We start from the raw sequence: 24,800 nt of genomic DNA, 5'->3' as shown, positions 1-24,800 counted from the left end.
TCACTTTTCCAGTCAATTACTCAGCAAGGCCATAGTAGGCTTTTGCTCGCTTAATATCGAGATTCACCTGAGCTTTCAGCGCATCAAGTGAATCAAATTTTTGTTCATCTCGTATTTTTAACTGCGGTTCAACCACTAAGCGTTGGCCATACAGATTGGCATCAAACTCAAACAAATGCGCTTCCACCAATAAATCTTTTCCTGCGGCGGTAGGTCGCCAGCCTATATTGGCAATTCCAGAGAATCGATGCTCTGGTTGCCCGTGTACATACACTTTTACCGCAAATACACCATGAATCGGGCAAACATGACGAGCCACCTTTAGGTTTGCCGTAGCAAATCCCAGTTGGCGCCCTAGTTTTTGCCCGTGGATCACTTTGCCACTAAAGCTAAATTTTCGCCCTAATAACTGACCCACGGTATTAAAATCAGAGTCAGCTAAATGCTGACGCAATAAGGTGCTGCTAACTCGCTGTTGATTCATACAAAATGAATCGGTTGAGGTTAGCTCAAAACCATATTGCTGTTTAGCGGCTTGCAAACTAGCAAAGTTACCTTCTCGGCCTTTACCAAAATGAAAGTCATCGCCTACTGCTAGATACTTAATACCTAACAACTCTACCAATAATTGACGCACAAAATAGTCGGCACTTTGCTGAGCAAAGGCTTGGTTAAAACGCACCACTAGCAAACGGTCAACACCCAAACTTTTGAGCTGTTGGTATTTATCGCGAAAGCGGCTAATTCGAGCGGGCGCTTTATCTTTAGCGAATATCTCTAAAGGTTGCGGCTCAAAAATCATTACCGCAGCAGGTAAGCCCCGCTGGCGAGCCTGTTCAACTAATCGCTTTATTACTTGCTGATGGCCTAAATGCACACCATCAAAATTACCAATACTTAAGGCACAGCCATAATGGCGCGCTTTAATGTTGCGTATACCGCGAATTAACTCCATTCCCGCGCCTATTTCGTCAAAAACCGACGGATTATAGCTTGTTTAGTCCGCAGTTACAGCCCCGAAACTGCTTTTCAAGTGCGCTAATCTTATCCCTAAGCAAAATAGTAAAACTAAGTAGCTTGCAATGGCTGCTGCAACGCAAATGATCAACTGAATAACGCTGCTGTACCAGTTAAGGGCAAACCATTGCTCAGCCACCGGAGATAGCCAGTAAATAAGGCCTCCCATGGCAACCGAAGCGAGCACTATGCGCACAATGCACCCGCTAGTGGCTCGGCTCACTTTGTATACTCCTTGCTTGTGCAAGCCCCGATACAATAAATAAGCATTAAGCAGAGCCGACAACGCCGTGGCAATCGCCAACCCTACATAGCCATAAGGAATGGCAAAAATAAGGTTAAAACCCATATTACTCACCATGGCAATGATGCCAATTTTAACCGGGGTTTTAGTATCTTGCCGCGAGTAATAACCGGGCGCTAATACTTTCACTAACATAAAGAATAACAAGCCCCCGCTATACGCCATTAAGCTGTATGAGGCATTAAGTACATCTTGTTGGTCAAAAGCACCGCGCATAAATAATACTTGAAGAATAGGGTGACCTAACAACGCTAAACCTATGGTGGCTGGAATACCTAAAAAGCACACCATACGCACTGCCCAGTCCATAGTTTGTTGAAACTGTTTAGGGTTAGCGTCTACATGACGTTGCGACAAACTAGGTAAGATCACCGTGGCGATAGCAATGCCAAATAACCCTAATGGAAACTCCAACAAACGGTCTGAATAATACAGCCAAGAAATAGAGCCTGTGACCAGAAAGCTGGCAATAAGAGTATCGAGCAACAAGTTAATTTGACTGACCGAGACCCCAAATAATGCGGGAATCATTAAAGTGCGAATTTTTACCACACCCGGGTGCTTCCAGCCCCAACTTGGCTTGCGTAATAACTTAAGCCTAAATAGAAAAGGCAGTTGAAACAGAAACTGAACCAAACCACCAAAAAACACGCCCATAGCTAACCCTACCTCGGGTTGCTCTAACTGCGGTGACACTAGCATGGCGAAACCAATAATCACTACATTCAGTAACACTGGAGTAAAGGCAGCCACCGCAAAACGACCATAAGCATTAAGAATGGCCCCCGATAAACCGGTAAAGGTGACAAACCACAAATAGGGAAAGGTAATTTTTAATAAAAAGGCCGACAGTTCAAACTTTGCGGCATCAGGCCCATCATTTAACCATGAGATAAACCAGCCCGTGCCAAATAGGGCAGCAATCAGTGGCGAGCCAATAATGCCAAATAAAGTCACAATGGTCACCGCCAAGCCAAGCGTACCGCTCACTTTGGCAACTAATTCTCTTATTTCATCTTCGGCGCTTTTTTGTTTGTACTCGGTAAGCACTGGCACAAAAGCTTGGGCGAACGCGCCTTCGGCAAATAAGCGACGTAAGAAATTGGGGATTTTGTTGGCAAAGAAGAATACATCGGCGGCTACGCCCGCCCCCATCAAGTTTGCTATTACTACGTCTCGAACTAAACCCAATACGCGAGAAATCAAGGTCATACCGCTAACAATAGCGCCCGATTTTAACAAGGTTTTACTCAATGCACTGTCCTGTTGCCAATTTATACAAATTCCTCTGCCCTAACATAGAAAATGCTGGTAGAATCGCGCCACAGTTTACCCGCCTATACAGATCTATGCTACGGCCGTAACGTTTAGTTGGCCTTTACGCACTTGGATATTTATAGTTGGTTAAAAATTGTTTGACATAAACATGAAAAACGGGCATATTCCACGGCCTTAAAATTCATAATTCCAAGACAAAGTTCAGGAGTTACACTTGGCTAATATTAAGTCAGCTAAAAAACGCGCTGTCCAAGCTGAAAAGCGTCGTCAACATAACGCTAGCCGTCGCTCTATGATGCGCACTAATTTGAAAAAAGTTATTGCAGCTATCGAAGCAGGCGATAAAGAAGCAGCTACAGCAGCATACCAAGCCGCTCAACCAGTTTTAGACCGTTACGCGTCTAAAGGTTTGATCAGCAAAAACAAAGCAGCTCGTCATAAGAGCCGCATTGTTGCTAAAATCAACGCACTTTAATTTAAAGCGCTTGATAAAAAAAACCGGCCTTGGCCGGTTTTTTTATATCTGAAATTCAGCTATTCGGCACAGTACAGCGCGTGCAGCTGGCCTAACACCGCTTTGGCTTCATCACTAGCCAAAGAATAGAAGATGGTTTGAGACTCTTTACGGGTGCTTACCAGCTTATCTTTGCGTAGCCATGCTAAGTGTTGTGATAAAGCAGACTGGCTAAGCTGAACCCGTTGGTTTAACTCCCCTACCGTTAACTCACCTTCGACTAGATGGCACAAAATCATTAATCGGCTTTCGTTAGCTAGGGCTTTAAGGAGCTTTAATGCAGGCTCTGCATTTTTTTGCATGTCTTCTATATTCATCTTTCTACCTAGTGAAGCAATTAAGGCAAACTATACGTGAAATCACTGGAACTCGCTAGCCAGCCGCCTAAGCAGCCAATGCGAAGCAAAGAAAAAAGCCGCTATGTAGCGGCTTTTACTTAGAGTGAGATACGTTTATTGAGCGATGATTTTATATTGCATAGTGGCATCATTCACTTCCACTATGTAATTGCCTACTACGTTGGTGAAGATGTCTCCACCCGTTTGCTCTAGTACGCCATCGTTATTGTTGTCGCCGTAATTATTTGACCAATCACCACTAACATCAAACTTAAAACGTTGCTCATTCTGGCCGTCAAAGCTCACCGTAGTTTGCCAAGTATTATTTGCCACTAAGCTCATTGCCCCAGTTTGCCAGTTGTTAGCCGTTCCTCTAAAGAACAGCTGTTGGAAGTTAGCAGTAAAGTTAGCATTTGGGTCAATCACCTCTACAACAACAGACGCTTTTGCTGTTTTACCGCCGTCATCGGTTACGGTAAGGCTCATACCATAAGAGCCAGCAGTAGCGTAATTTACAGTAGTGGTTTCAGTGGTCGCATCATTGCTCCATAGGTAGCTAGCAATGGTGCCGTCACTATCACTAGAACCGGCCGCACTGTAAGTAATGCTTTGGCCAATATCTATTTGAGTAGCCGAGGCACCAATAATGGCCGTGGGAGCTTGGTTAGCATTAAGTTCAGTGATGCTGTAAGCCAACGTCTGGTCATTGACCTCGATTAAGTAAGAACCCGTTAGCGTAGTGAAAATATCTCCACCTGATTGCTCTAGCACTCCGTCAGCATTGTTATCGCCGTAGTTTTGCCCCCAATCACCGTTTACATCAAACTTAAAGCGCTGATTAGCTTGGCCATCAAGTTCAACCACTAGTTGCCACGTATTATCAGCAACCAGATCCATCGCAGTAGTTACCCAGCCGTTTGCTGTACCGCGGAAATAAAGCTGATTAAAGTTTTTCGCTTTTTCATCGCTTTCCACGCTTAACACAGCGTTAGCAGTTGCTGTAGCACCTTCATTATCTGTTACTGTTACGCTGATGGTTTTGCTTACATCTACCACTACATCAATACTGCTCGTTGTTTCGCCTGTGCTCCACAAGTAACTCTCAATAGAGCCATCTTCATCACTTGAACCAGCTGCACTTAAGGTAACAGTAGTCCCAGCAGCAACGGTTTGACTCGCCGGCGAAATGTTGGCGATAGGTGCTTTATTTGGTACTACCGTCAGTGTTACCGAGGTACTTGCAGTTTTACCTTTGTCGTCGCTAACCGTAAGGCTAATGGTTTGAGTTTCATTCACCGTGACCGAAATAGACTCAGTGCTTGCACCAGTACTCCAGCTGTAACTGGCAATTGAACCGTCACTATCACTTGAACCAGCACCACTTAAGGTCACCACAGAGCCTTTCGCTACTGTTTGGCTACCAGGGCTAATAGCAGCAACGGGTGCCGCGTTACCATCTAAACCATCAGGTATACCTGCTGCGATGGCTCCCGAGACAACATTCCAACTGCCATCATCTACTTTGTAGTTTTGACCGCCATTGTTATCCCATGTACCGCTACAGTTGTTAGCGACAAACTCTAGTTGAGTACCATCCACTAGGTCTACGGTTAAGCTGTACCAGTTACCACCAACACTTTGCATAGCTTCGCCAGGTGCCACTGTCCAAGTTACCGCACCATCAACGGTGTAGTGCAAACATACTTGCCCCCAGCCGCTGTTATCTTGATAGTACACCGTTGAAGTAAGAGACTGACCAATAATACGATAAGTCACACTGGTAGAGGCTTTTTGACCCACGCTATCGGTCACAGTCACCGACACAGTGGTACGTTCGTTTAGCGTAACTGTAATTGAAGGGGTAGTTTCACCAGTGCTCCATAAGTAACTAGCAATTGGACCTTCTTCATCTGAAGAGCCTGCAGCACTTAAGGTAACAACGGTACCCAATGCCACTTCTCCACCAGTAGCATCTATATTGGCAACAGGGCGTTTATCTCCCACTACCACACCATCGGTAAAGAACATGGCTTCGCCAGCGATTGCACCATTCACATCTTCAACAGTTTTACCGCCCACCGAACTAAACTGGCCAGCACCTACGTAAACTTGTTGAATCTCAGAACGAGTCACATTGCCTTTGCTATCCGTAGCTTCAATGTAGTAATCAAGCAATTGCTCTTGGTATTGGTCAATGTAGCTGAAGTACAAGTTACCAATCTCTTGGGCAGGTACTACATCAAACATTTCTTTACCAGAAGGCTGCCAAGTCACACCATTGATATCGCCACTTAAGTCGCGTTCATTCATGTCAAAACTTTGCCATTCTCCCACACGCGATGGGTCAACATTTGGATCGCTGCTGTGAGCACTTGGATCGTACAACTTAAAGGTTTTATCGGTTGCGGTCGCCCACTTATCTTTGTGAACACGGACCTTAACTTTAATATCTTGAATGCCATTTACGTCATAACCATAGGTGTAAATAGCAAACTTAGTATCGGCGTAAACCGTCGCCCACCCTTCAGCCTTACTTGAGTTGGCACTGCCAGGATTGTATGGGTAGCGCTGAGGCCACCAAACAGACGGGCCAGTTTTATCTTGGCTCAAGTTGGCATCTACATAAGGTGTAGTGAAGTGCAAAGACTGATTAAACGAAATGGTAGGTTTTACCCCATCATCAACGTTTTCGTCGTAGTAACCAAAACCTGAATCAATAGATGCTAGCAAGAAATACCAACCTAATTCAGCTGGGTTTGCACCACCTGCGTAGTTGTTTCCGGCATCACCTTTAACAGGGTAAGACATCATCCACGGGTTTAACTGGTTACCTGGGTAGGTCACTTCGTTATCACGGGCGGTGCTTGGGCTCCAATGGTTAGGGTTATTGTCTAACCAGATTTGCTCAGCTGTTTTTGCGTAGTTTTCTGCCGCTTGTAGTAAGGCAAAGTTACGCTCTAGATAATGATAACCTAGTTCTAGCGATACCATATGCTCGCGAGTGGCTACAAAATCAGTGCCATTGGCAGTATTAAAATCAGCCATTTGGCCACGCCACACACCCACTGGAATATGCCAGTGATACCACGTTGGATCAGCAGATGAATCTCGAGTATCAATCCAAGAACCATCTTGTACGTGAACAATGTCATCTGCAGGAATTGGGTAAGCTTTTAGATATTCATCCACGCCCATACCGCGAACCGAACTGTCTGCATAGGTTACGTTACCTGAGTTAGCCCAAGTATTACCGTCCCCAGCACAACCAGAAGAGTTATCGCCATCATGAGCAATAGTGAAATACTGAGTTCTGCCAAGTGAAGCAGCGTCGCCTTCATATGCTTTAAGCACATCAGCAGTCACTTTACATTGGTAGCCTTCTTCCCACGAGCTCGCTTGCTCTACCGGAATACCCGCTACCTTATGCTGCTCGCCGGTATTAGGATCTACGTATTGCACCCAATGTGGGATAGAAGCAAACGGAAACTTGTTATGAGTAACCTGCTGCTCATTAAACATATGCAGATCTACCCAAGATCCAATGTCACTAACGTTTTGTAAGTCAGCACGGTTAGGTGGTGAGATTAAGGTGTCTTTGCCCGGGTCATTTAGGTAAGGGTAATCACGTAAGGTACGCGAGTAATGCACGTTACCTAATACCGACCACTCAATGCCTAACTTGGTCAATACCGGAATAATTCGCTCAGAAAAACCTAACTCTGTTGGGAAGAAGCCTTTAGATGATTTAAATGAATCACCTAAGAAATAATCTTGAGCCAAAGTAACGTTTTGATAAATCAAATCTTTTAAGAAATAATCATTACCCACCAAAGGCCCCATGGTGTGGTGACCAGAGAAGTGGATAGTGTCTAGAGCATTAAAACCACCGCTGGTCTTAGTGCTGTTTTGGGTATCACGCCAATAAGCGCCCCAGCCCAAATTATAACCGTCCAAATTACCTAACTCGCCAAAACTCTGCACGTTGTTAATCACTGATGCAGACATGGTGACATGGGTTTGGCTTTGAGGATGATTGCCGTTGTTACCTTTGGCCGTATCCATTGGCCAACTTAAGTAAGCACCTTTTTTAGCATGATGCTGATAATAAGAGACTAAATCGTCGTGCGGCATGGGAGCACCGCTACCTGGAATATAAAACGTGTAGTTAGCTGGAGGGCTATTCTTGAGGTTAATTACTTGGCCGTCGTAGGCATAACGAACGGGGTCGCCTACCGACAAACCTTCATATTGACTTACATCGTAGTACGGCCAAAAATTTGGCATATGATTATGATAAATATGAGTCGCTGCAATTTCCGCCTGCGCAGAGATCGACGCTGCCACCATACTTATGGCAAACACCTTTTTCATGATTTGCTTCCTTTCCCGCACTCGTGGCTTAAGGCCACTCATACGCTTACTCGCTGTTAAAAATACAGAAGCCAAACATGGGAACGTTTAGTGTTAACCGATTTATATAACCCTACTACTGTTTGTTTCTGCGCTCAGATACCTAACGGCATCACCCACTAAATCAGGTTGAGATATACCTATAATTTAGCGAGGCCTCTGTACTACAGCTCGATGCTATGGCGAAAAAACTTTCCACAACAGGGAGTTACCAGAAACATTTTGTGTTGGTCGTTATTGCCAACAATTATTATTCTATTGAGCGCAATAGCAGCTATTGCTTAGCCTATTTAGCTAAAGGCCCAAATATTATTCTGTATTTTATAAATAGTAGAGTAGCGCTTGGAAGGTGAATAATTAAGCAAGATAAGCGCTAAACATGCGCGGCTTCAAATAATGCTCAAGGTCAAACCAAAATATTTGATATTACTCACAATAAGAAAAGTGTTTTGAAACGGTATATTGTTTCGCTTATTCAATAAATAATATTAAATAATTTTTATACCAGCGGCAGCTAGTCACAACTGATGTTTAGAATCTCATCCACATTTTGTAATTGCTGCTCACCTGAGAACAAGGTTGAAAAGTCACTATTACAAAGCTGTTTTACCGAAGGGTGTTGAATCATTCGCTCCGCAAACAGCACGTGATATTCCTCCGTTAACTCATTAGTGATGCCTAATAAGCGTGTATTAGGATTAGCCAAAATTTCTTCCGTATATATGGCTGGAGCAACAAAAATACCGTCGGTATATGCACCAAACGCTTTCATTAACGCGGCATCATCAAACTCACCTAATACCGATACTTTTAAACCTAGCTCATCAAACCAAGTCCACAGTTTTCGGCCTAAAGAGCTACGTCTGCCGGGCAGCAACAGACTACGTTGTTCTAAACAAGCAGGAAATGGCAAGAGTGGAAGTGGTTCATTGGCAAAAAACGCGATGCCGCTTTCACCCAGTTTCTTGCTCAACACGCCGTCTTGCTGAGCGTTGTCTAAACCACAGTCTGACAAAATCATATCTAACTTGTGCTCTGCTAACTGAGATAAAAGCAATTCGTGGGTAGACTCAACACAACGCAGGCGAATATTACCGTCGGGTGGCACAGCAGAAAGCAAAATACGGCTAGCTAAACGTTTCGATAACGCGTCAGCAACACCCACCTCAAACAACAATTTATCTTGTTGTGAATAGTTGACGATATCGAGCATTTCATAACTGAGACTGAACATGCGATCGGCATATTTATAGACCAGCTGGCCCAGTTCGGTAGGGGTAATCTTAGGGCCTCGGCGAATAAACAACTCACCCGCTAAACGCTGTTCCAGTTGCTTAATCTGGCCCGTTACGGTTTGTGGGGTTAAAAACAACGCCTCAGCGGCAGCAGTTACCGATCCTCGCTTGTAGGTCATCCAAAAGTAGTAAAGATGGTTGTAGTTTAAATGTGACATGCCTTACCTAACAGCAAACCCCGAAAACGGGGTTTGCATCATTGTTATTGTTCGGCCTTCAATTTAACTACATGGAAGACGTACTTAATGTTTTGTTGGATTGACCGAGCTCTAGCTCTGCTAGCTTAGCGGCTTCTTCACGGGTAGACCTGTGCAATAAACCGTAACCCAACAATGCTGCAGTCACCGAGCCTGCCAATATAGCTAAACGCGACAGTCCTATCAAATCAGTTTGACCCGCAAAGGCTAACGACGAGATAAAGATAGACATAGTGAAACCAATACCACACAGCATAGACGTTGCAAGTAACTGCATGTTGTTAGCGCCTTCTGGCAACTTAGCCCAGCCAGCACGAATCGCTAAGCGGCTACAGGTATAAATACCTAAAGGTTTACCCACTAACAAGCCAAGAATAACACCCAAGGCTAACGGACTTTGGAAGCTTTCTAAGCTAATTCCGGCCAGCGGAACACCCGCATTAGCAAAGGCGAAAATAGGCACAATGAAAAAGCTCGATGCAGGGTGTAAGGCATGCTCTAGCTTCTTCAACGGAGAGCCACCTGAGTTAGCTTTAATTGGGATCATAAAGCCAACTATTACGCCTGCTAAGGTGGCGTGTACACCCGACTTAAGCACCGCTACCCAAAGCACTAAACCAAGCAACATGTAAGCACTTAAGCCACCATGTCCGCGACGATTAAGCATCCATAAACCAAGGGTTGCTGCCACCGACCACACCAACGGCATAATTGCGACTTCACTGGTGTAGAACAAGGCAATAACAACAATTACGCCCAAGTCGTCGGCGATTGCTAGTGCCAGTAAAAATACCTTTAAGCTTGCTGGAACGCGCTTACCTAGCAGCGCCATAACACCCAATGCAAAAGCAATATCAGTTGCTGCAGGAATCGCCCAGCCTTTAGCCAGCTCTGCATCACCAATGTTGAATATTAAGTATACGGCTGCGGGTACTACCATACCGCCAATCGCAGCGACTACAGGTAATAAGGCACGTTCTTTAGATGACAGCGCTCCTTCAACCATTTCGCGCTTAACTTCTAAGCCAATCACCAAGAAGAACACAGCCATTAACCCATCGTTGATCCACAACAATAAGGGCTTGTTAATATCGAGTTCGGCAATACGCACTTGAAATGGGGTATCAAGAAAGGCGAAATATGTAGGAGATAACCAAGCACTGTTTGCCATAAACAGTGCTACCACGGCGGCTAGCATCAACAAGATACCACCGGCAGCTTCCATTCTTAAAAAACGATCAAGAAATGATTTCATAACAGCTCACAGAGAAAAATGAAGACATTATTTTACTCAGCGATGGGTTAAAACATATTCACTTGTAATTACGCTTACCATCGGAAATTCCGATGATATAAACTTTAAACAACGGTTTAACTATTTATTAATACAAATTAAAAATAAAACCTGACAAGCCTTAAACGATTTATCAGGTTTTTATTTGATGCTTTAAACCGAAAATGGATAAGCGATAGGATCGTGGAACTGGTAATCACTGACTTCAAAATCATCCAGCGTTACCCAGGTTTCTAAATCTTCTAGAGATTTAATTTTAGGGTTGATATGTAACTTAGGTGCAGCATAGGGCTCACGCTTAAGCTGCACGTCTTTCATTAGTGCGAGCTGATCTTCGTAGATGTGAGCATTAACAATTTTATGGTAAGCCTTACCCGCCTTGTGGCCGGTAATTTGTGCCATCAACGCTAAGAAAGTAAACACCTGAATTTGGTTGAAGTTTTGCCCTAGCGGCACATCGCAAGAGCGCTGTGACGAAGTGAGGTACAAAGTATCGCCTAACAACGAAAAGGTATGGGTGTGCATACATGGTCTTAAACACCCTAAGTGAAATTCGCCAGGATTATAAAAGGATAAAATTTCACCGCGGTCATCAATACCATTAGTTAAGTCATCAACGATTTTTTTGAGTTGATCTACCGAGCCACCTTCAGGCTTGCGCCATGAACGCCCCTGAACCCCGTAAACACGCCCCATATCATTGTCGCCTTTACGTGCGGGGTTATTTAGCCAAGCTTGGTTTTCATTAGCGTTAGCTAACCAAGTTGGGGTGCCTAATGCTTTAAACTCAGCGGCATTATCTAAGCCACGAATATAACCTAGCAACTCAGCAATCGCCGCTTTCCAGTAGCTTTTGCGAGTAGTCACTAAGGGAAACTCATTGTTAGCGACATCGTATTCAAGATCAGCATTAATAACCGTTAAACATCGTTTACCGGTACGTTCATTTTCAATCCATGTACCCTCGTTAACAATCCGTTGGCAAAGATCTAAATACTGTTTCATGCGTTACTCTCTTTGGTATTACGGCGGTAAGCCCAAGCGATAAACAAAGCGCCAAATATAATCATTGGCAGAGACAAGATTTGTCCCATGCTCATGCCCAAACTCAGCAAACCTAAATGGCTATCGGGTTCGCGGAAAAATTCGATAATAAAGCGGAAGCTACCATAGCCGAGCAAGAAGGCACCTGATATCGCTCCCATGGGTGGTTTGCGCTTAGCGTAAATTAACAACAACACTAACAGTACAATACCTTCTAACGCGACTTCATATAGTTGAGAAGGGTGTCTTGCCACCATACCACCACTAGGGAACACCATCCCCCAAGGCATGTCTGTTGCGCGGCCCCACAACTCGCCATTCATAAAGTTTCCTAAGCGCCCGGTTGCCAAGCCAAATGGAATCAGTGGCGCAATAAAATCGGCCACCGTAAAGAAGTGTCTCTTAGTGTGGCGAGCAAACCACATCATTGCGCCAATCACGCCTAACAAGCCACCATGGAATGACATGCCGCCGGTCCAGATTTTAAATAGATACAAAGGATCGTCTAAAAACTGCGGGAATTGGTAAAACATGACGTAGCCCATACGGCCACCAATAATCACCCCAACAAAACCGTAGAATAACAAGTCGCTGACTTCAGCACGTGTCCAACCGCTTCCAGGCTTATCAGCCATGCGGTTGCCTAACCACATTGCAAATAAAAAGCCGAATAAATACATTAAACCGTACCAGCGCACGTCTAATGGACCGATGCTTATGGCAATCGGGTCAATCTCAGGGAATTGCAAAGGTGTAGACACGATAAATAGCTCTATTTAGGGAATAAAAAGAAAGGGCATTTTGCAGTGAAAAAGGCCACGAGACAAGCTTTGACTGGTGGCATATTTATTAATGTTTACTCACGCGCACTAACTGTGACAGCTGCAGCTGTTCAAGATAGTCATATAACAAGCTGTAAATAGCAGAGCCACTTTGGCTAAGTAAAATTTGTTCACGTAACTTAGTGAGATCAGCCATATTAACGTGGCGAATGATGTACTTGATTTTAGCGAGATTGAAACTGCTCATACTTAAGCGACGATAACCTAAAGCCAACACCAACAAGGCCCCCACCGGCTCACCCGCCAACTCACCACAAAAGCTCACAGGAGTATTAGTTAAGTTAGCCTGCTCAATAATCTGATTAAGGGCTCGCACAACCGCAGGGTGGAAGGTATCAAATAGCTCAGCAACTCGAGTATTGTTGCGATCCACCGCTAATAAATATTGGGTTAAATCATTGCTGCCCACCGACCAAAAATCAACTCGCTGAGCCAGCTCTGGCAGTAAGAACAACACCGACGGCACCTCAAGCATCACCCCATGTTTGGGTCGCTCTGGAGGCTCACGTAAATCCAACTCATCAACCACTTCAGCCCACGCTTGCTCCAATAAACGCGATGCTTCATCTACTTCATTTAAGCAGCTAATCATCGGTAACATAATGCACAAATTGCCGCACTCTATCGCCGAGCGATACATAGCACGCGCTTGCACTAAAAAGATCTCTGGGTGATCAAGGGTTAAGCGTATTCCACGCCAGCCCAAAAATGGATTTTCTTCCACAATAGGAAAATACGGAAGCTGTTTATCTCCACCTACATCTAAGGTGCGCATGCATACTTCTTTACCACTGTAGCTCTTCAATATATCTCGATAGCGAATATATTGTTCGTCTTCAGAAGGGAAGCGGTCTTGCATCAAAAAGGGAACTTCGGTGCGGTAAAGTCCTACACCGTCGGCACCAGCATTAACGGCAATGTCACTATCGGCACTTAAACCGGCATTGATCAGCATTTCTACTGCTACCCCATCGGTACTTAGCGCTGGTTTATCTAAATCATGCTGAACTAAACTATTAATCTCGCTCTCTTGAGCGAGCAAAGCCAAATACTCATCACGAATAATTTTATCTGGCTCTACAAATAACTCGCCTGAATAACCATCTAGAATCAGCTCGCAACCACGGAGTTTATTAACATTGAAACTTAAGCCCATTAGCGCAGGAATGCCCATAGCTCGCGCTAAAATCGCCGCGTGGGAGTTAGCCGCTCCACGTTGTGAAACAACGCCGGCGAGAAACTGACGAGGAATTTGCGCAAACATAGTCGCGGTCACTTCTTCTGCAACCACTATTACTGGTTCAGTCGGTAGCAAATCAGCATTAGGGCCAAGCTCTAGCGCATGTAATAAGCGCAAACCAACGTCTTTAACGTCAACTGCACGCTCCTTCAAGTAAGGGTCATTCATTTCTTGAAACTGCTTAACGTAGTGTTCTATCACTAAACGTAAAGCCCCTTCAACCTGGTACCCTTCTTCAATTTTACGGCGAATATCTCCGGCCAAACTGGCATCAGCCAACATGTGCTGATACACCTCAAAGATAGAGGCGACATCTTTTGGAAGTTGTTCAGAGAGCTTAATGGCAAGGCTATGAAATTCATCGCGGGTAATGTCTAACGCGCCATTAAACCGTGCCAATTGATGCGAAACATCGCTGGCTTTCTGAATTTGCTGTAACTCCAAGGCGCCAGAAGAGCGGTTAATCCAAGCCCGAGCAATTGCTATTCCGCTAGAGCTAGAGCCCGCTTTAATTGCCTCGCTCCATTTCTGTTTAGAGGGCTCACTCAATACCGCTTGAAAATCAGTATTCGCCAATACACCCGCCAGGTGCGCAGCTAAGGTAACAAGAAAAGATTCTTCACTTTGATCAAAACTACGCGTTTCTGATTGCTGAACCACCAATACCCCTAACACTTTGCGTTGGTGGGTAATAGGCGTACCTAAAAAGGAAAAGAAACCGTCTTCGGCAGTTTCAGGAAGATACTTAAAGTGAGGATTAAGCCTAGCGTCGGCTAAGTTAATGGGTTCTTCGCGCATGGCCACTTGACCAACCACCCCTTCGCCAAGCGGCATGAAGGCTTTACCAACGGCTTCACTAGCGAGGCCGTCGGTTGCACGTAACACTAAATGTTGCTGTTGCGAGTCCGTCACATATACCGAGCAGCAGTCGGTAAGCATAGTGTGACGAATTTGTTTAACTAAAATAGCAAGCGCACTGTCGAGAGTATCGGCATTGCTTACCTGTTCAACAATGGCGCGTAACTCTCCTAACACTTGCTATGCTCCCTTGCGCTTTTTGAAGCGTCGTCGCTTATCTTTACTTTGACCTTTTTCCGAACGGTTAAAGGGTAAAGCCGCTGTAACAAACTCTTTTAAAGCACGACGATACACCTCCCGCTTAAAAGACACCACTTGTCTTACGGGATACCAAAAACTCACCCAGCGCCAGTCATCAAACTCTGGGTGACCACAACGGTCAAATTTAATATTCGATTCTTTGCCCACTAAACGCAGTAAAAACCACTTTTGTTTTTGTCCGATACAAACCGGCGGACTATCCCAACGAATTAAGCGTTTTGGTAATTTATAACGCAGCCAATGTCTGGTTGTTGCTAAAATTTTTACGTCTTGCGGCAACAAGCCGACTTCTTCATGTAACTCACGATACATCGCTTGTTCAGCAGACTCTCCCTCGTCAACGCCTCCTTGAGGAAACTGCCATGAATGTTGACCATATCTACGCGCCCATAAAACTTGACCACGTTGATTACAAATAACGATGCCTACGTTGGGACGATAACCATCCCCATCAATCACTGAAACAACCTTCAGCTAAAAACTATAGATAATCTGATTCTTTCACAGAAACACAAGCGCGGCAAATATGCCTATCACAAAGGGAGTAAATTGTACTAACAACGGCTAAGCCATAGTTATTCGATTTATCTGTGCGAAAGGCTGTGCATAACTTGCGTCAAACGGATAAAAGGCTAGTCAAACTAATTTAAATGTACTTACAAACAAATACAACAAATACAATAAAATCAATTAAAACAAACACTTAAAAAACAACTCAGTTTGCAAAAGTTAAATTATTAGCCCCCCACTCTGTTTATAACTTCAAGCGCTCAAAATTCACACAATCACCGTAGAACTACGATTTATTAATCCCAATCAGCCGCTGTTCTATACATTTTGAGTTAAACGACGTGGTTCTGTGCATAAAATTCAAGTTAATAACAATTGAGGATAGTTATCCATATTTTTTGTGGATAAGGTTGTTCGTAACTCACTATTTGTTATGAATAACGGCTCTTAGTTGAGTACAGCACTCAACCACAAACGATAAAAATCAATATAATCATATAGTTAACATCAACCCATCACCTTCACTTCAGCTACTGCATTTAATGAGCAGCTTCTATACAATAGAGCTTTAATAGCAAACGAACTCAGCATGATCAGCACACCAAAAACCGAACAAGAATTGTTTGATAGAGCCCAATCGTTGGCTGGCCTGAGCCTTGGTGAGCTTGCTCAACGAGAAGGCCTTGCGATCCCCAAAGACCTAAAGCGCGAAAAAGGCTGGGGTGGACAACTTATAGAATGGTGCTTAGGCGCAACAGCTGGCAGCAAACCTATTCAAGACTTTCCTGAACTGGGCATTGAACTCAAAACCATTCCTATCGATAACACGGGAAAGCCCTTAGAAAGCACTTATGTGTGCATCACTCCGCTCACCAATATTGCAGGTACAACTTGGCACACCAGCAACGTGTATAACAAGCTATCGCGGGTATTATGGATCCCTATTTTGGCCGAGCGACAGATCCCTGTTGATCAGAGAATTGTAGCGAATCCTATCCTTTGGAGCCCAACAGCCGAGCAAGAACAACTGCTCCGATCAGATTGGGAAGAATTAGTAGAAATGATCAGCTTCGGCCAAATTGATCAAATAACTGCGCGCCACGGTCAAGTATTGCAATTACGGCCTAAAGCCGCTAATAACAAGGCTCGCACGGCTGCTATTGGGCCAAACGGGCAGCTAATTCAAACCCTTCCTCGTGGCTATTATCTTCGAACCCGCTTCACTTCAGCACTACTCCGCGACTACTTTCAATTGTAAAAAAAATAATCAACTATTGACCAAGCTCTCACTTATTTGAAAGAATCAAGCTTGGTCACATTGTATACGGATTTATATTATCTCTCGGAGGAGAAAACCATGCCGTTGAAAAAGCAATATCTAAAGTCCAAGCCAGAAGTAAAAGTTACCTTTGAAATTGAGAAGGAAGCAACTCAAGATGCGGAGCAAATATTTTTGCTGGCAGAGTTTAATGAGTGGCAACCTTTAGAGCTAAGCAAACTTAAGAATGGCAAATTTAAGGTAGTAGTGAATGTACCTACTGACCAACAAGCCAGTTACCAATTTAAATACAAGCTATGTTTAGCTGATGGCGTAGAAGCATACGACAATGATTGGGAAGCTGATGCCTACCAAGCCAATGGTGTAGACGGCGATAACTCTGTATTACAGTTAGCTCAATAACTCATTTTCAGATATAAAAAAAGCCCGCAATTGCGGGCTTTTTGTTCTCGAAGAAGTAGACTTACTTAGTCGCCAACTTTTCTTTAATACGTGCTTTCTTACCAGAAAGTTCACGTAAGTAGTAAAGCTTAGCACGACGAACGTCACCACGACGCTTAACAGTAACACTCTCAACTAGCGGGCTATGAGTTTGAAATGCACGCTCAACGCCTTCACCGTTTGAAATTTTACGTACAGTAAATGCAGAGTGTAAACCACGGTTACGCTTAGCAATTACCACACCTTCAAACGCCTGTAGACGCTCACGGTCACCTTCTTTTACTTTTACCTGAACTACAACTGTATCACCAGGTGCGAACGCAGGTACGTCTTGCTTCAATTGCTCATCTTCGAGCTGTTTAATAATATTGCTCATTACTATTTTCCTAGAATTAACTGAAACTTTATTTATTATCCAAGGGCTTCTGCTCTTGGATGAACTCAGCAAGAATCTTTTCTTGCTTGTCAGTCAGAGCTAGATTCTCCAATAACTCCGGTCGCCTCAAGTAGGTTCGCCCAAGTGCCTGTTTGTGCCGCCACTCTTCAATTTTTTTATGGTTACCACTTAGCAATACCTCAGGTACTGCCTGCCCGTCCAAAACTTCTGGACGAGTATAATGTGGACAATCCAACAATCCATCAGAGAATGAATCCTGCTCAGCTGAAGCTTTATCCCCCAGTACTCCCGGAATTAACCGCGAGACGGCGTCTATCATATTCATTGCTGGCAGCTCACCACCACTTAACACATAATCACCAATCGACCATTCCTCATCAACTTCGGCTTGAATCAAGCGTTCGTCAATGCCTTCATAGCGACCTGCAACTATTATCAGCTTTTGCTGTTGAGCTAACTCTATTACCCCGTCTTGCTTCAAGGTACGCCCTTGCGGTGACATATAAATCACCTTTACCCCATCACCAGCAGCCTGTTTAGCAGCATGAATTGCATCCCGTAAGGGTTGCACCATCATTAACATACCAGGGCCACCGCCGTAAGGTCGGTCGTCCACCGTACGGTGACGATCGTGGGTGAAATCACGAGGATTCCAACACTCAATCTTAATCAGGCCACGTTTAACCGCACGCCCAGTTACACCATACTCGCTTATAGCAGAAAACATTTCCGGGAATAGACTTACTATTCCCACCCACAATTGTGGTGTTTGCTCAGCCATAATGGAACCTAGAAACTAGGATCCCAATCAACAGTAATAGTTTGAGACTCGCGATCGACGTTATCAATTATCTGAGACTCTACAAACGGAACTAACCGTTCTTTTTTGCCAAAGGCATCTTTCAAATTGGCTTTCACAACCAAGACATCATTCGAGCCGGTTTCCATTAAATCGGTTACCTGCCCTAAGTTATAGCCACTGCGATTAACCACTTGCATGCCTATAAGGTCACGCCAGTAATATTCATCTTCAGCTAGCTCTGGTAGGTCTTGTGGCAATGCCGCAATATCCATTCCAGTTAAACTCTGTGCTTGTTCTCTTACATCAAAGCCCGCAAGCTTAACGATGAAAGATTTGCTGTGTCGCCGCCATTCTGTCACTTCAATTGAAGTATATTCGCCAGAACGACCTATCAACCAAGGTTGATAGTTAAATACAGCTTCTGAATCATCGGTGAATGAGTTAACTTTAAGCCAACCTTTAATACCGTAAACGGCACCTAAGCGACCTACCACGATGGGCTGTTCTGTATTGCTCATCTTAACTCCACCAAAAAAACTGAATTATGCTGCTTTAGAGTCTTTGATTAGCTTAGCTACACGGTTAGAAACCGCAGCGCCTTGGCCAACCCAGTGATCAATGCGGTCTTGTTCCAAGCGAATACGCTCTTCTTGACCTTTGGCGATCGGATTGAAAAAACCTAATTTCTCAATAAAGCGACCGTCACGTGAATTACGGCTATCAGTAACAACTACTTGATAGAATGGACGCTTTTTTGCGCCGCCACGTTGCAAACGAATGGTAACCATATCGTCCTCATACTAGTTAAAAAATTTAAGGTCCCGAAATGGGATCCCCGCTAATTGAAGCCGCGGAATTGTACTCCTTTTTAGCTTAATTGCAAGCCATACACCGCTTTAGCGACAATCTAAATACACCGCTTCTTGCCGGCTTTAATAAGCGTGGTAATTCCATCGTGATTTAGCACTAAAAAAGCCGAAGCACATCAAGCCACTAGCTAGATGCAGGCAACAACTCAGCGGGCTTTGACTTAATCTAAGACTTGCACCAACATAAGCTTCTTTTTGCAGATATGTAGGCGATAAGTTTATGCAGTACCAGTGGATATTGTTTGATGCCGATGAGACGCTGTTTCATTTTGATGCCTTTGCTGGCTTACAATTAATGTTCTCGCGTTACGGTGTGAGTTTTGAACAGCAAGATTACCAACACTATCAAGCCCGTAACCTGCCGCTTTGGGATGCCTACCAAGCAGGCCAAGTAAACGCTGAGCAGCTACAACAGCAGCGCTTTGAATACTGGGCTAATAAACTCGAGCAACACCCTCAGCAGCTTAATGACGCCTTTCTAGTGGCCATGGCAGACATTTGTAGCCTTTTGCCTGGTGCTAAAGACTTGCTTGATGCCTTAAAGGGCAAGGTGAAAATGGGCATTATTACTAACGGGTTTACATCATTGCAAAATATTCGCTTAGAGCGCACCGGCTTAACCGGGTATTTTTCACCGCTGGTTATATCTGAACAGGTAGGCGTAGCCAAGCCACATAAAGACATTTTTGAACATGCATTTGAACAAATGCAGTATCCAGAGAAACACAAGGTATTGATGGTTGGGGACAACCCGCATTCAGATGTGCAAGGTGGCTTAAACGCTGGTGTTCATACCTGTTGGTTAAATAGACATGGGAAAGACAGACCTGCAGGAATAGAGCCTCATCATGAAGTGAGCTCACTTAAGCAGCTGCAAACCCTGTTAGAGGCGGCATAACTTTACGTACGCTTAAAAAGTCAAAAGGGGCATAGCCCTTCAGCTTCTGCCCCTTTCGGTTATATGACCCTTTGCCTTTCTTGGGTCTTTCTACTTTTGCTTTAAATAATGGACTGGTTACCAGTGCCTTTATCGCATTGTCATTTATTTGCCCTCGGCCATGCTCATGAGTAAGCACCAGCTTGGCGGCTTTTTTATTAGCCATAATATCCTCGTTTAACGGTGTAATTAAGTGCCTAATTGGTCACTTGCTGCGCAGTATATCGTAAACTGGCATAAACCCAAATCATCTTCACTTCCTTTAATCTGTTTTTGCCCTTAAGTATTCGGATTAAATCTACCCACTAAAAAAGTAGGCCGAAGCCTACTTTAGAACAACTCTAACTAGCCAAGCTTAGTGACTAATCATCCACGGCCGCATAGACGGGAACATTTTCTCCCCACTGGCGGTATAAAACAGCTTTGAGCCTCCGCGTTTAGTATGAGTACAACCACAACCCTTTTTCACTTTCTCGGCATTTTCAGCTCTGGTATCAGCCGTTGAATGTTGCGGTTCGTGCCGCGCTTGCTCGTTTCTCTCTATAGCTTGTTTAGTTTCTGCCGCCATATCGAGTACCGAGGGTGGCAACATAATCACCCTTGCAGATAACGCGTCACACTTCGGGCACTTAGCTGGCTTAGCACTATCGTCCATAGCGGCTAATTCATAAAACAAACCATGTTCAGCACATTTATAGTCATAAACTGGCATAGTTCACCTCGCTTACTTATCTAGGTCAGGCGCTAAAGGCATGTCAACGCTACCGTCTAGGTACTTGGTTGGGCCATCGGCATTAGGTTTGATATCAAACTCAAAGATGTCAGTTGGCAGCCACAAGGTGGCACACGAGTTGGGTACGTCAACGACTCCACTTAAGTGACCTTGTACAGGTGCGGTTCCCAACAGTGAGTAGGCTTGCGCCCCGCTGTAACCAAACTTCTTCAGATACTCAATGGCGTTCAAGCAAGCTTGACGGTAGGCCACGTTGGCATCGAGATAATGCTGCTTACCGTTTTCGTCAACCGAGATACCTTCAAAGATCAGGTAATCGTCATACCGAGGGGCAATTGGGCTTGGTTTGAAGATAGGGTTTTTAATCGCGTACTTAGACATGCCGTCTTTAATTAAGTTAACCCGTAAGTGAATCCAACCGGCCATTTCAATCGCACCACAAAACGTGATTTCGCCATCGCCTTGGCTAAAGTGCAAATCGCCCACCGACAAGCCGGCGCCTTTTACATACACTGGAAAATAGATTTTTGAACCACGAGATAAATCTTTAATGTCGCAGTTACCACCATGTTCACGCGGCGGTACTGTTCTTGCGCCTTCTTCAGCGGCGACTTTGGCTTCTTCGGGTTTCATGTTACCCATATGTGCGGTTGGCGCATAAGGCAGTGCCGCTAACATAGGTACTCTGTCTGGGTTGGTATCAAACAGTTCTTTTTCACGGCGGTTCCACTCGTCTAACATCTTCTTATCAGGTAAGCAGCCAATTAAGCCAGGGTGGATTAAACCAGCGAACTCAACACCAGGAATGTGTCGAGATTTGGTGAACATACCATTGAAGTCCCAAATCGATTTTTGCGCTTCTGGAAAGTGTTCATCCAAAAAGCCGCCACCGTTTTGCTTTGAAAAGAAGCCGTTAAAGCCCCACTGCGAATCATCAAAGGTACCAATATCTAGAATATCAACTTCGAGCAAATCACCGGGTTCCGCGCCTTCTACGCCTACCGGGCCAGATAAAAAATGCACCTGAGATAAGTCAACATCGCGAACATCAGAAGCGTCGTCGTCATTTTTGATTTGCCCGCCAGTCCAATCTACACACTCTAAAATAAAGTCATCACCGGGCTTCACCGTTGCGGCCATTGGAATATCTGGATGCCAACGGTTATGTAGCTTTTCGTTGTCGTATGCTGATTGTTTTAGGTCAATTTTAATGATTGTTTCTGCCATGGTCTTTCTCCTTGAATGTAAACTTCACACACTGGCCGTTTAAACCGACAAATATGCGGCAACTTGTTGTTCATCAACCTCGTCACGCTGAACGTCGTGAACGATTTGTCCTTTCTCTATCACCAATATTCGGTCTGCCACATCAAGGGCAAAACTTAATACTTGTTCCGATACCACTATCGACAAACCACGCTGGTCGCGGATTTGCTTTAGTGTTTTGGCCATGTCTTTAATGATGGAAGGCTGAATTCCCTCGGTAGGTTCGTCTAACAGCAGTACGCTGGGGTTGCTGGCTAGCGCTCTGGCTATCGCTAACTGTTGCTGCTGCCCACCCGATAAATTGCCGCCTCGGCGATGACGCATCTCCCATAACACCGGAAAAATACTGTATAAGTCGTCGGGGATTTTGCTGGAGCCAATACTGGTTAAACCTGTTTCTATGTTCTCTTGCACCGTCATAGTGGAAAAAATCATTCGCCCTTGCGGCACAAAGCCAAGGCCAGAAGCCACTCGTTGATGACTTTTTTGCTCACTTAGCGATGTTCCCTCTAGCTTTACTTCACCAGAACGACTTGGAATCATGCCAATCAAAGACTTCATCAAAGTGGTTTTACCCATGCCATTTCTGCCAAGAATCGCCACAATTTCGTTCTTCTTCAGGCTAAAGTTCATTCCTGATATCACTTCACTTTGACCATAAGCCACGTGGTAATCTGTTAGTTCCAACATCGCCTTCTCCTTAATGACCTAAGTAAACTTCAATAACTTTGGGATCGTTCTTCACCCGCTGCATCGAGCCTTCAGATAGCACCTTTCCCTGGTGCAACACGGTCACCCGATCTGCAATGTCTTCGACAAATTGCATATCATGCTCAATCACCAGCACCGAACGCTGCTTAGTGATGCTTTGTAGCAACTCTGCAGTTTGCTTGCGCTCGGCCACTGACATGCCTGCTACAGGCTCATCAAGCATCAGTAGTTCAGGGTCTTGAATCAGCAACATGCCTATTTCTAACCATTGTTTTTGGCCATGGCTGAGTAAGTCAGCTTGGTCGTGAAGCTTGTCGGTGAGAAACACCATTTCTGCAATTTCTAGAATCTTGTCTTGTACTTCCTGGTCACGTTTAAAGGTTAAAGCACCCCAAACGTTACGCCCCCGCGGGTAAGATATTTCTAGGTTTTCAAATACGCTTAGGTCTTCGTATATCGATGGTGTTTGAAATTTTCGCCCAACCCCTGCGTGCACAATTTGGTGCTCTTTAAGTTTGGTTAGCTCCTTTTTCTTAAATTTAATAGAGCCCTCAGTGGCTTTAGTTCGGCCACAAATAAGGTCTAACACCGTAGTTTTACCCGCGCCATTGGGGCCAATAATGACTCTGATTTCCTGCTCTTCTACATATAATGACAAATCATCTACCGCTTTAAATCCGTCAAAGGACACCGTTAACCCCTCAACACTTAGTACAAAGTCTTTGTCGCTAGTTTTTTGATTAAGCTGGGACATTACGGCTCTCCTCAAGTGATGATGACAGGCTAGACGTCACTGGTTCTTTAGCTGGAGTGGTGGTTTTTTCTGGAATTGGCGCTGGCGGAGTTAGCCCCACTTTTTCACGATTAATAAAGTGCTTAAACCAAGGTTGAATGTAGGTTTGATACAAGCCAGCTAAGCCGTCTGGAAACGCCAATACCACGCCAATAAACAGCGCCCCCATGGCAAATAACCACAGCTCGGGAAAAGACTCTGAGAAGCTGGTTTTGGCTAAGTTAACCAATAAAGTGCCGTATACTGCGCCCAACAGCGACAAACGTCCGCCTACCGCACAAAAGATCACCATTTCAATCGACGGCACGATGCCCACAAACGAAGGCGACATAAAGCCCACCTGCAGAGTAAACATTGCGCCACCAATAGCCGCAAATGCTGCGCCTATACAAAAAACAAAGATTTTGAAGCTTGCTACGTTGTAGCCAGAAAAGCGCACTCGGTCTTCTTTCTCGCGCATCGCCACCAGCAAACGACCTAACTTACAGCGTTTGATATACAAGGCTGCAAACAAGCACGCAAATAGCAAAGCAACGTTCACGAAGTAAAGAAGATACTGAGCAGACTCGGTACGAATGTCCCAGCCTACAAAGGTGCGTAAATCGGTAATGCCGTTTACCCCACCGGTATAGCCTTGCTGGCCAATAATCAAAATGGTGAGAATAGCGGCAATGGCTTGAGTAATAATGGCGAAGTACACGCCACCTACCCGTCGTGTGAACATCGCAACACCAATGATAAAAGCAAATATCACCGGCACCGCAATCACCGCCAATAAGGTAAAGCTTAAGCTATGGAAGGGCTGCCAAAACCATGGCAACTCGGTGAGCTGATTCCAATCCATAAAATCAGGAATACCAGGAGTAGACTGAATGGCAGTGGCTTCTGGGTTTGACGCTTCCAGCTTCAGAAACATCGCCATGCAATACCCACCTAAACCAAAGAATACCCCTTGGCCTAGACTTAAAATGCCGCCGCATCCCCAGCACAACACCAAGCCAATCGCGACGAAAGCGTAGGTAAGGTATTTGCCGATTAAATTCAGCCGGAAAATATCTAATGCCAAAGGTAAAACAAGCAATAAGATTACAGCCAATAAAAGGTACTTCCACCAATCTACTGGGCTACTATTCTGCGCAGGCGCAGCACTAATTTGTGATGACATCATCA

24 protein-coding genes are annotated in these 24,800 nt (G+C 44.6%); 4 read left to right on the top strand and 20 right to left on the bottom strand.

The annotated features are described in order from the left end of the window. Positions 1–16 precede the first annotated feature (16 nt). Positions 17–955, bottom strand: coding sequence for a bifunctional riboflavin kinase/FAD synthetase (gene ribF / locus Q4549_RS11610; protein WP_137674909.1), 939 nt, complete (start codon positions 953–955; stop codon positions 17–19). Positions 956–997: 42 nt separating this feature from the next. After that, on the bottom strand, positions 998–2,575 hold the full coding sequence (murJ, locus tag Q4549_RS11605) for a murein biosynthesis integral membrane protein MurJ (protein ID WP_303551347.1): 1,578 nt from the start codon (positions 2,573–2,575) through the stop codon (positions 998–1,000). Between the two features lie 238 nt (positions 2,576–2,813). Between murJ and rpsT the strand changes: the two genes are divergently transcribed. Continuing rightward, positions 2,814–3,074 (top strand): 30S ribosomal protein S20, encoded by a 261-nt coding sequence (rpsT, locus tag Q4549_RS11600; protein ID WP_137674907.1) that lies wholly within the window; start codon positions 2,814–2,816, stop codon positions 3,072–3,074. A gap of 59 nt (positions 3,075–3,133) precedes the next feature. Here the strand turns inward: rpsT and Q4549_RS11595 are convergent, their stop codons facing one another. The 8 genes from Q4549_RS11595 to rppH all read right to left on the bottom strand — a co-directional run bounded on the left by Q4549_RS11595 (position 3,134) and on the right by rppH (position 15,351). Then, complete coding sequence (locus Q4549_RS11595) at positions 3,134–3,430, bottom strand: metalloregulator ArsR/SmtB family transcription factor (protein WP_303551350.1); 297 nt, start codon at positions 3,428–3,430, stop codon at positions 3,134–3,136. Positions 3,431–3,565: 135 nt separating this feature from the next. Next, positions 3,566–7,822: a PKD domain-containing protein gene (locus Q4549_RS11590; RefSeq protein WP_303551353.1), complete on the bottom strand. Its 4,257-nt coding sequence runs from the start codon at positions 7,820–7,822 to the stop codon at positions 3,566–3,568. Between the two features lie 553 nt (positions 7,823–8,375). Next, positions 8,376–9,314 (bottom strand): transcriptional activator NhaR, encoded by a 939-nt coding sequence (nhaR, locus tag Q4549_RS11585; RefSeq protein WP_137674904.1) that lies wholly within the window; start codon positions 9,312–9,314, stop codon positions 8,376–8,378. Positions 9,315–9,381: 67 nt separating this feature from the next. Beyond that, positions 9,382–10,608, bottom strand: coding sequence for a Na+/H+ antiporter NhaA (gene nhaA / locus Q4549_RS11580; RefSeq protein ID WP_303551356.1), 1,227 nt, complete (start codon positions 10,606–10,608; stop codon positions 9,382–9,384). Between the two features lie 192 nt (positions 10,609–10,800). Continuing rightward, positions 10,801–11,652 (bottom strand): thymidylate synthase, encoded by an 852-nt coding sequence (locus Q4549_RS11575; RefSeq protein ID WP_303512445.1) that lies wholly within the window; start codon positions 11,650–11,652, stop codon positions 10,801–10,803. Next, the gene (gene lgt / locus Q4549_RS11570) at positions 11,649–12,455 is read right to left on the bottom strand and encodes a prolipoprotein diacylglyceryl transferase (protein WP_201798775.1); all 807 of its coding nucleotides are present in this window, start codon (positions 12,453–12,455) and stop codon (positions 11,649–11,651) included. The genes Q4549_RS11575 and lgt overlap by 4 nt, the downstream gene beginning before the upstream one ends. A gap of 85 nt (positions 12,456–12,540) precedes the next feature. Further along, entirely contained in the window at positions 12,541–14,808 is a 2,268-nt protein-coding gene (ptsP, locus tag Q4549_RS11565; RefSeq protein WP_303551358.1) for a phosphoenolpyruvate--protein phosphotransferase, read from the bottom strand. Between the two features lie 3 nt (positions 14,809–14,811). Then, positions 14,812–15,351, bottom strand: a complete 540-nt coding sequence (gene rppH / locus Q4549_RS11560; RefSeq protein ID WP_303512439.1) for an RNA pyrophosphohydrolase — start codon at positions 15,349–15,351, stop codon at positions 14,812–14,814. A gap of 640 nt (positions 15,352–15,991) precedes the next feature. Here rppH and mutH point away from each other — a divergent pair. Next, entirely contained in the window at positions 15,992–16,660 is a 669-nt protein-coding gene (mutH, locus tag Q4549_RS11555) for a DNA mismatch repair endonuclease MutH (RefSeq protein ID WP_303551361.1), read from the top strand. A gap of 99 nt (positions 16,661–16,759) precedes the next feature. Beyond that, the gene (locus Q4549_RS11550) at positions 16,760–17,083 is read left to right on the top strand and encodes an isoamylase early set domain-containing protein (protein WP_137674897.1); all 324 of its coding nucleotides are present in this window, start codon (positions 16,760–16,762) and stop codon (positions 17,081–17,083) included. Between the two features lie 61 nt (positions 17,084–17,144). On the opposite strand, the gene rplS is transcribed toward Q4549_RS11550, so the two are convergent. From rplS to rpsP, 4 genes are read right to left on the bottom strand one after another with little or no spacing between them, the layout of a single operon-like run. Beyond that, a complete protein-coding gene (gene rplS / locus Q4549_RS11545; RefSeq protein WP_137674896.1) occupies positions 17,145–17,498 on the bottom strand; it encodes a 50S ribosomal protein L19 in 354 nt (117 codons plus the stop codon). A gap of 28 nt (positions 17,499–17,526) precedes the next feature. Continuing rightward, positions 17,527–18,279, bottom strand: a complete 753-nt coding sequence (gene trmD / locus Q4549_RS11540; protein ID WP_137674928.1) for a tRNA (guanosine(37)-N1)-methyltransferase TrmD — start codon at positions 18,277–18,279, stop codon at positions 17,527–17,529. Positions 18,280–18,308: 29 nt separating this feature from the next. Further along, complete coding sequence (gene rimM, locus Q4549_RS11535; protein ID WP_303512433.1) at positions 18,309–18,839, bottom strand: ribosome maturation factor RimM; 531 nt, start codon at positions 18,837–18,839, stop codon at positions 18,309–18,311. A 24-nt stretch (positions 18,840–18,863) separates the two neighbouring features. Continuing rightward, positions 18,864–19,109 carry a 30S ribosomal protein S16 gene (rpsP, locus tag Q4549_RS11530; protein WP_016401327.1) on the bottom strand — a complete coding sequence of 82 codons (246 nt, stop codon included), beginning with the start codon at positions 19,107–19,109 and terminating at the stop codon, positions 18,864–18,866. Between the two features lie 301 nt (positions 19,110–19,410). Between rpsP and yjjG the strand changes: the two genes are divergently transcribed. Continuing rightward, the gene (yjjG, locus tag Q4549_RS11525; RefSeq protein WP_303551364.1) at positions 19,411–20,088 is read left to right on the top strand and encodes a pyrimidine 5'-nucleotidase; all 678 of its coding nucleotides are present in this window, start codon (positions 19,411–19,413) and stop codon (positions 20,086–20,088) included. On the opposite strand, the gene Q4549_RS11520 is transcribed toward yjjG, so the two are convergent. The 6 genes from Q4549_RS11520 to urtC form a co-directional block, all read right to left on the bottom strand. Continuing rightward, on the bottom strand, positions 20,054–20,293 hold the full coding sequence (locus Q4549_RS11520) for a ribosome alternative rescue factor ArfA (RefSeq protein WP_303551367.1): 240 nt from the start codon (positions 20,291–20,293) through the stop codon (positions 20,054–20,056). The genes yjjG and Q4549_RS11520 overlap by 35 nt on opposite strands. A 189-nt stretch (positions 20,294–20,482) precedes the next feature. Continuing rightward, positions 20,483–20,839 carry a zinc ribbon domain-containing protein gene (locus tag Q4549_RS11515; protein ID WP_303512418.1) on the bottom strand — a complete coding sequence of 119 codons (357 nt, stop codon included), beginning with the start codon at positions 20,837–20,839 and terminating at the stop codon, positions 20,483–20,485. A gap of 12 nt (positions 20,840–20,851) precedes the next feature. Continuing rightward, positions 20,852–22,087, bottom strand: coding sequence for a formamidase (gene fmdA, locus Q4549_RS11510; RefSeq protein ID WP_137674891.1), 1,236 nt, complete (start codon positions 22,085–22,087; stop codon positions 20,852–20,854). A gap of 39 nt (positions 22,088–22,126) precedes the next feature. Further along, positions 22,127–22,816, bottom strand: coding sequence for an urea ABC transporter ATP-binding subunit UrtE (gene urtE / locus Q4549_RS11505; protein ID WP_137674890.1), 690 nt, complete (start codon positions 22,814–22,816; stop codon positions 22,127–22,129). A 10-nt stretch (positions 22,817–22,826) separates the two neighbouring features. Continuing rightward, complete coding sequence (gene urtD / locus Q4549_RS11500) at positions 22,827–23,591, bottom strand: urea ABC transporter ATP-binding protein UrtD (RefSeq protein ID WP_303551370.1); 765 nt, start codon at positions 23,589–23,591, stop codon at positions 22,827–22,829. Continuing rightward, positions 23,578–24,795, bottom strand: coding sequence for an urea ABC transporter permease subunit UrtC (urtC, locus tag Q4549_RS11495; protein ID WP_303557159.1), 1,218 nt, complete (start codon positions 24,793–24,795; stop codon positions 23,578–23,580). The genes urtD and urtC overlap by 14 nt, the downstream gene beginning before the upstream one ends. Between the last annotated feature and the right edge of the window lie 5 nt (positions 24,796–24,800).

Origin of the sequence: Agarivorans sp. 2_MG-2023, from assembly GCF_030548085.1 — a bacterium.
GTDB lineage: Bacteria > Pseudomonadota > Gammaproteobacteria > Enterobacterales > Celerinatantimonadaceae > Agarivorans.
Note: the sequence above shows the minus strand (reverse complement) of the source record. Positions and strands in the feature narration are given on the sequence as shown.

Coding starts and splice junctions, on each gene's coding strand:
- urtE (WP_137674890.1), bottom strand. CDS start 22,816: ATGTTGGAACTAACAGATTACCACGTGGCTTATGGTCAAAGTGAAGTG.
- Q4549_RS11590 (WP_303551353.1), bottom strand. CDS start 7,822: ATGAAAAAGGTGTTTGCCATAAGTATGGTGGCAGCGTCGATCTCTGCG.
- urtD (WP_303551370.1), bottom strand. CDS start 23,591: ATGTCCCAGCTTAATCAAAAAACTAGCGACAAAGACTTTGTACTAAGT.
- mutH (WP_303551361.1), top strand. CDS start 15,992: ATGATCAGCACACCAAAAACCGAACAAGAATTGTTTGATAGAGCCCAA.
- rimM (WP_303512433.1), bottom strand. CDS start 18,839: ATGAGCAATACAGAACAGCCCATCGTGGTAGGTCGCTTAGGTGCCGTT.
- fmdA (WP_137674891.1), bottom strand. CDS start 22,087: ATGGCAGAAACAATCATTAAAATTGACCTAAAACAATCAGCATACGAC.
- urtC (WP_303557159.1), bottom strand. CDS start 24,795: ATGTCATCACAAATTAGTGCTGCGCCTGCGCAGAATAGTAGCCCAGTA.
- Q4549_RS11515 (WP_303512418.1), bottom strand. CDS start 20,839: ATGCCAGTTTATGACTATAAATGTGCTGAACATGGTTTGTTTTATGAA.
- Q4549_RS11550 (WP_137674897.1), top strand. CDS start 16,760: ATGCCGTTGAAAAAGCAATATCTAAAGTCCAAGCCAGAAGTAAAAGTT.
- rplS (WP_137674896.1), bottom strand. CDS start 17,498: ATGAGCAATATTATTAAACAGCTCGAAGATGAGCAATTGAAGCAAGAC.
- Q4549_RS11575 (WP_303512445.1), bottom strand. CDS start 11,652: ATGAAACAGTATTTAGATCTTTGCCAACGGATTGTTAACGAGGGTACA.
- rpsP (WP_016401327.1), bottom strand. CDS start 19,109: ATGGTTACCATTCGTTTGCAACGTGGCGGCGCAAAAAAGCGTCCATTC.
- nhaA (WP_303551356.1), bottom strand. CDS start 10,608: ATGAAATCATTTCTTGATCGTTTTTTAAGAATGGAAGCTGCCGGTGGT.
- ribF (WP_137674909.1), bottom strand. CDS start 955: ATGGAGTTAATTCGCGGTATACGCAACATTAAAGCGCGCCATTATGGC.
- nhaR (WP_137674904.1), bottom strand. CDS start 9,314: ATGTCACATTTAAACTACAACCATCTTTACTACTTTTGGATGACCTAC.
- Q4549_RS11595 (WP_303551350.1), bottom strand. CDS start 3,430: ATGAATATAGAAGACATGCAAAAAAATGCAGAGCCTGCATTAAAGCTC.
- Q4549_RS11520 (WP_303551367.1), bottom strand. CDS start 20,293: ATGGCTAATAAAAAAGCCGCCAAGCTGGTGCTTACTCATGAGCATGGC.
- yjjG (WP_303551364.1), top strand. CDS start 19,411: ATGCAGTACCAGTGGATATTGTTTGATGCCGATGAGACGCTGTTTCAT.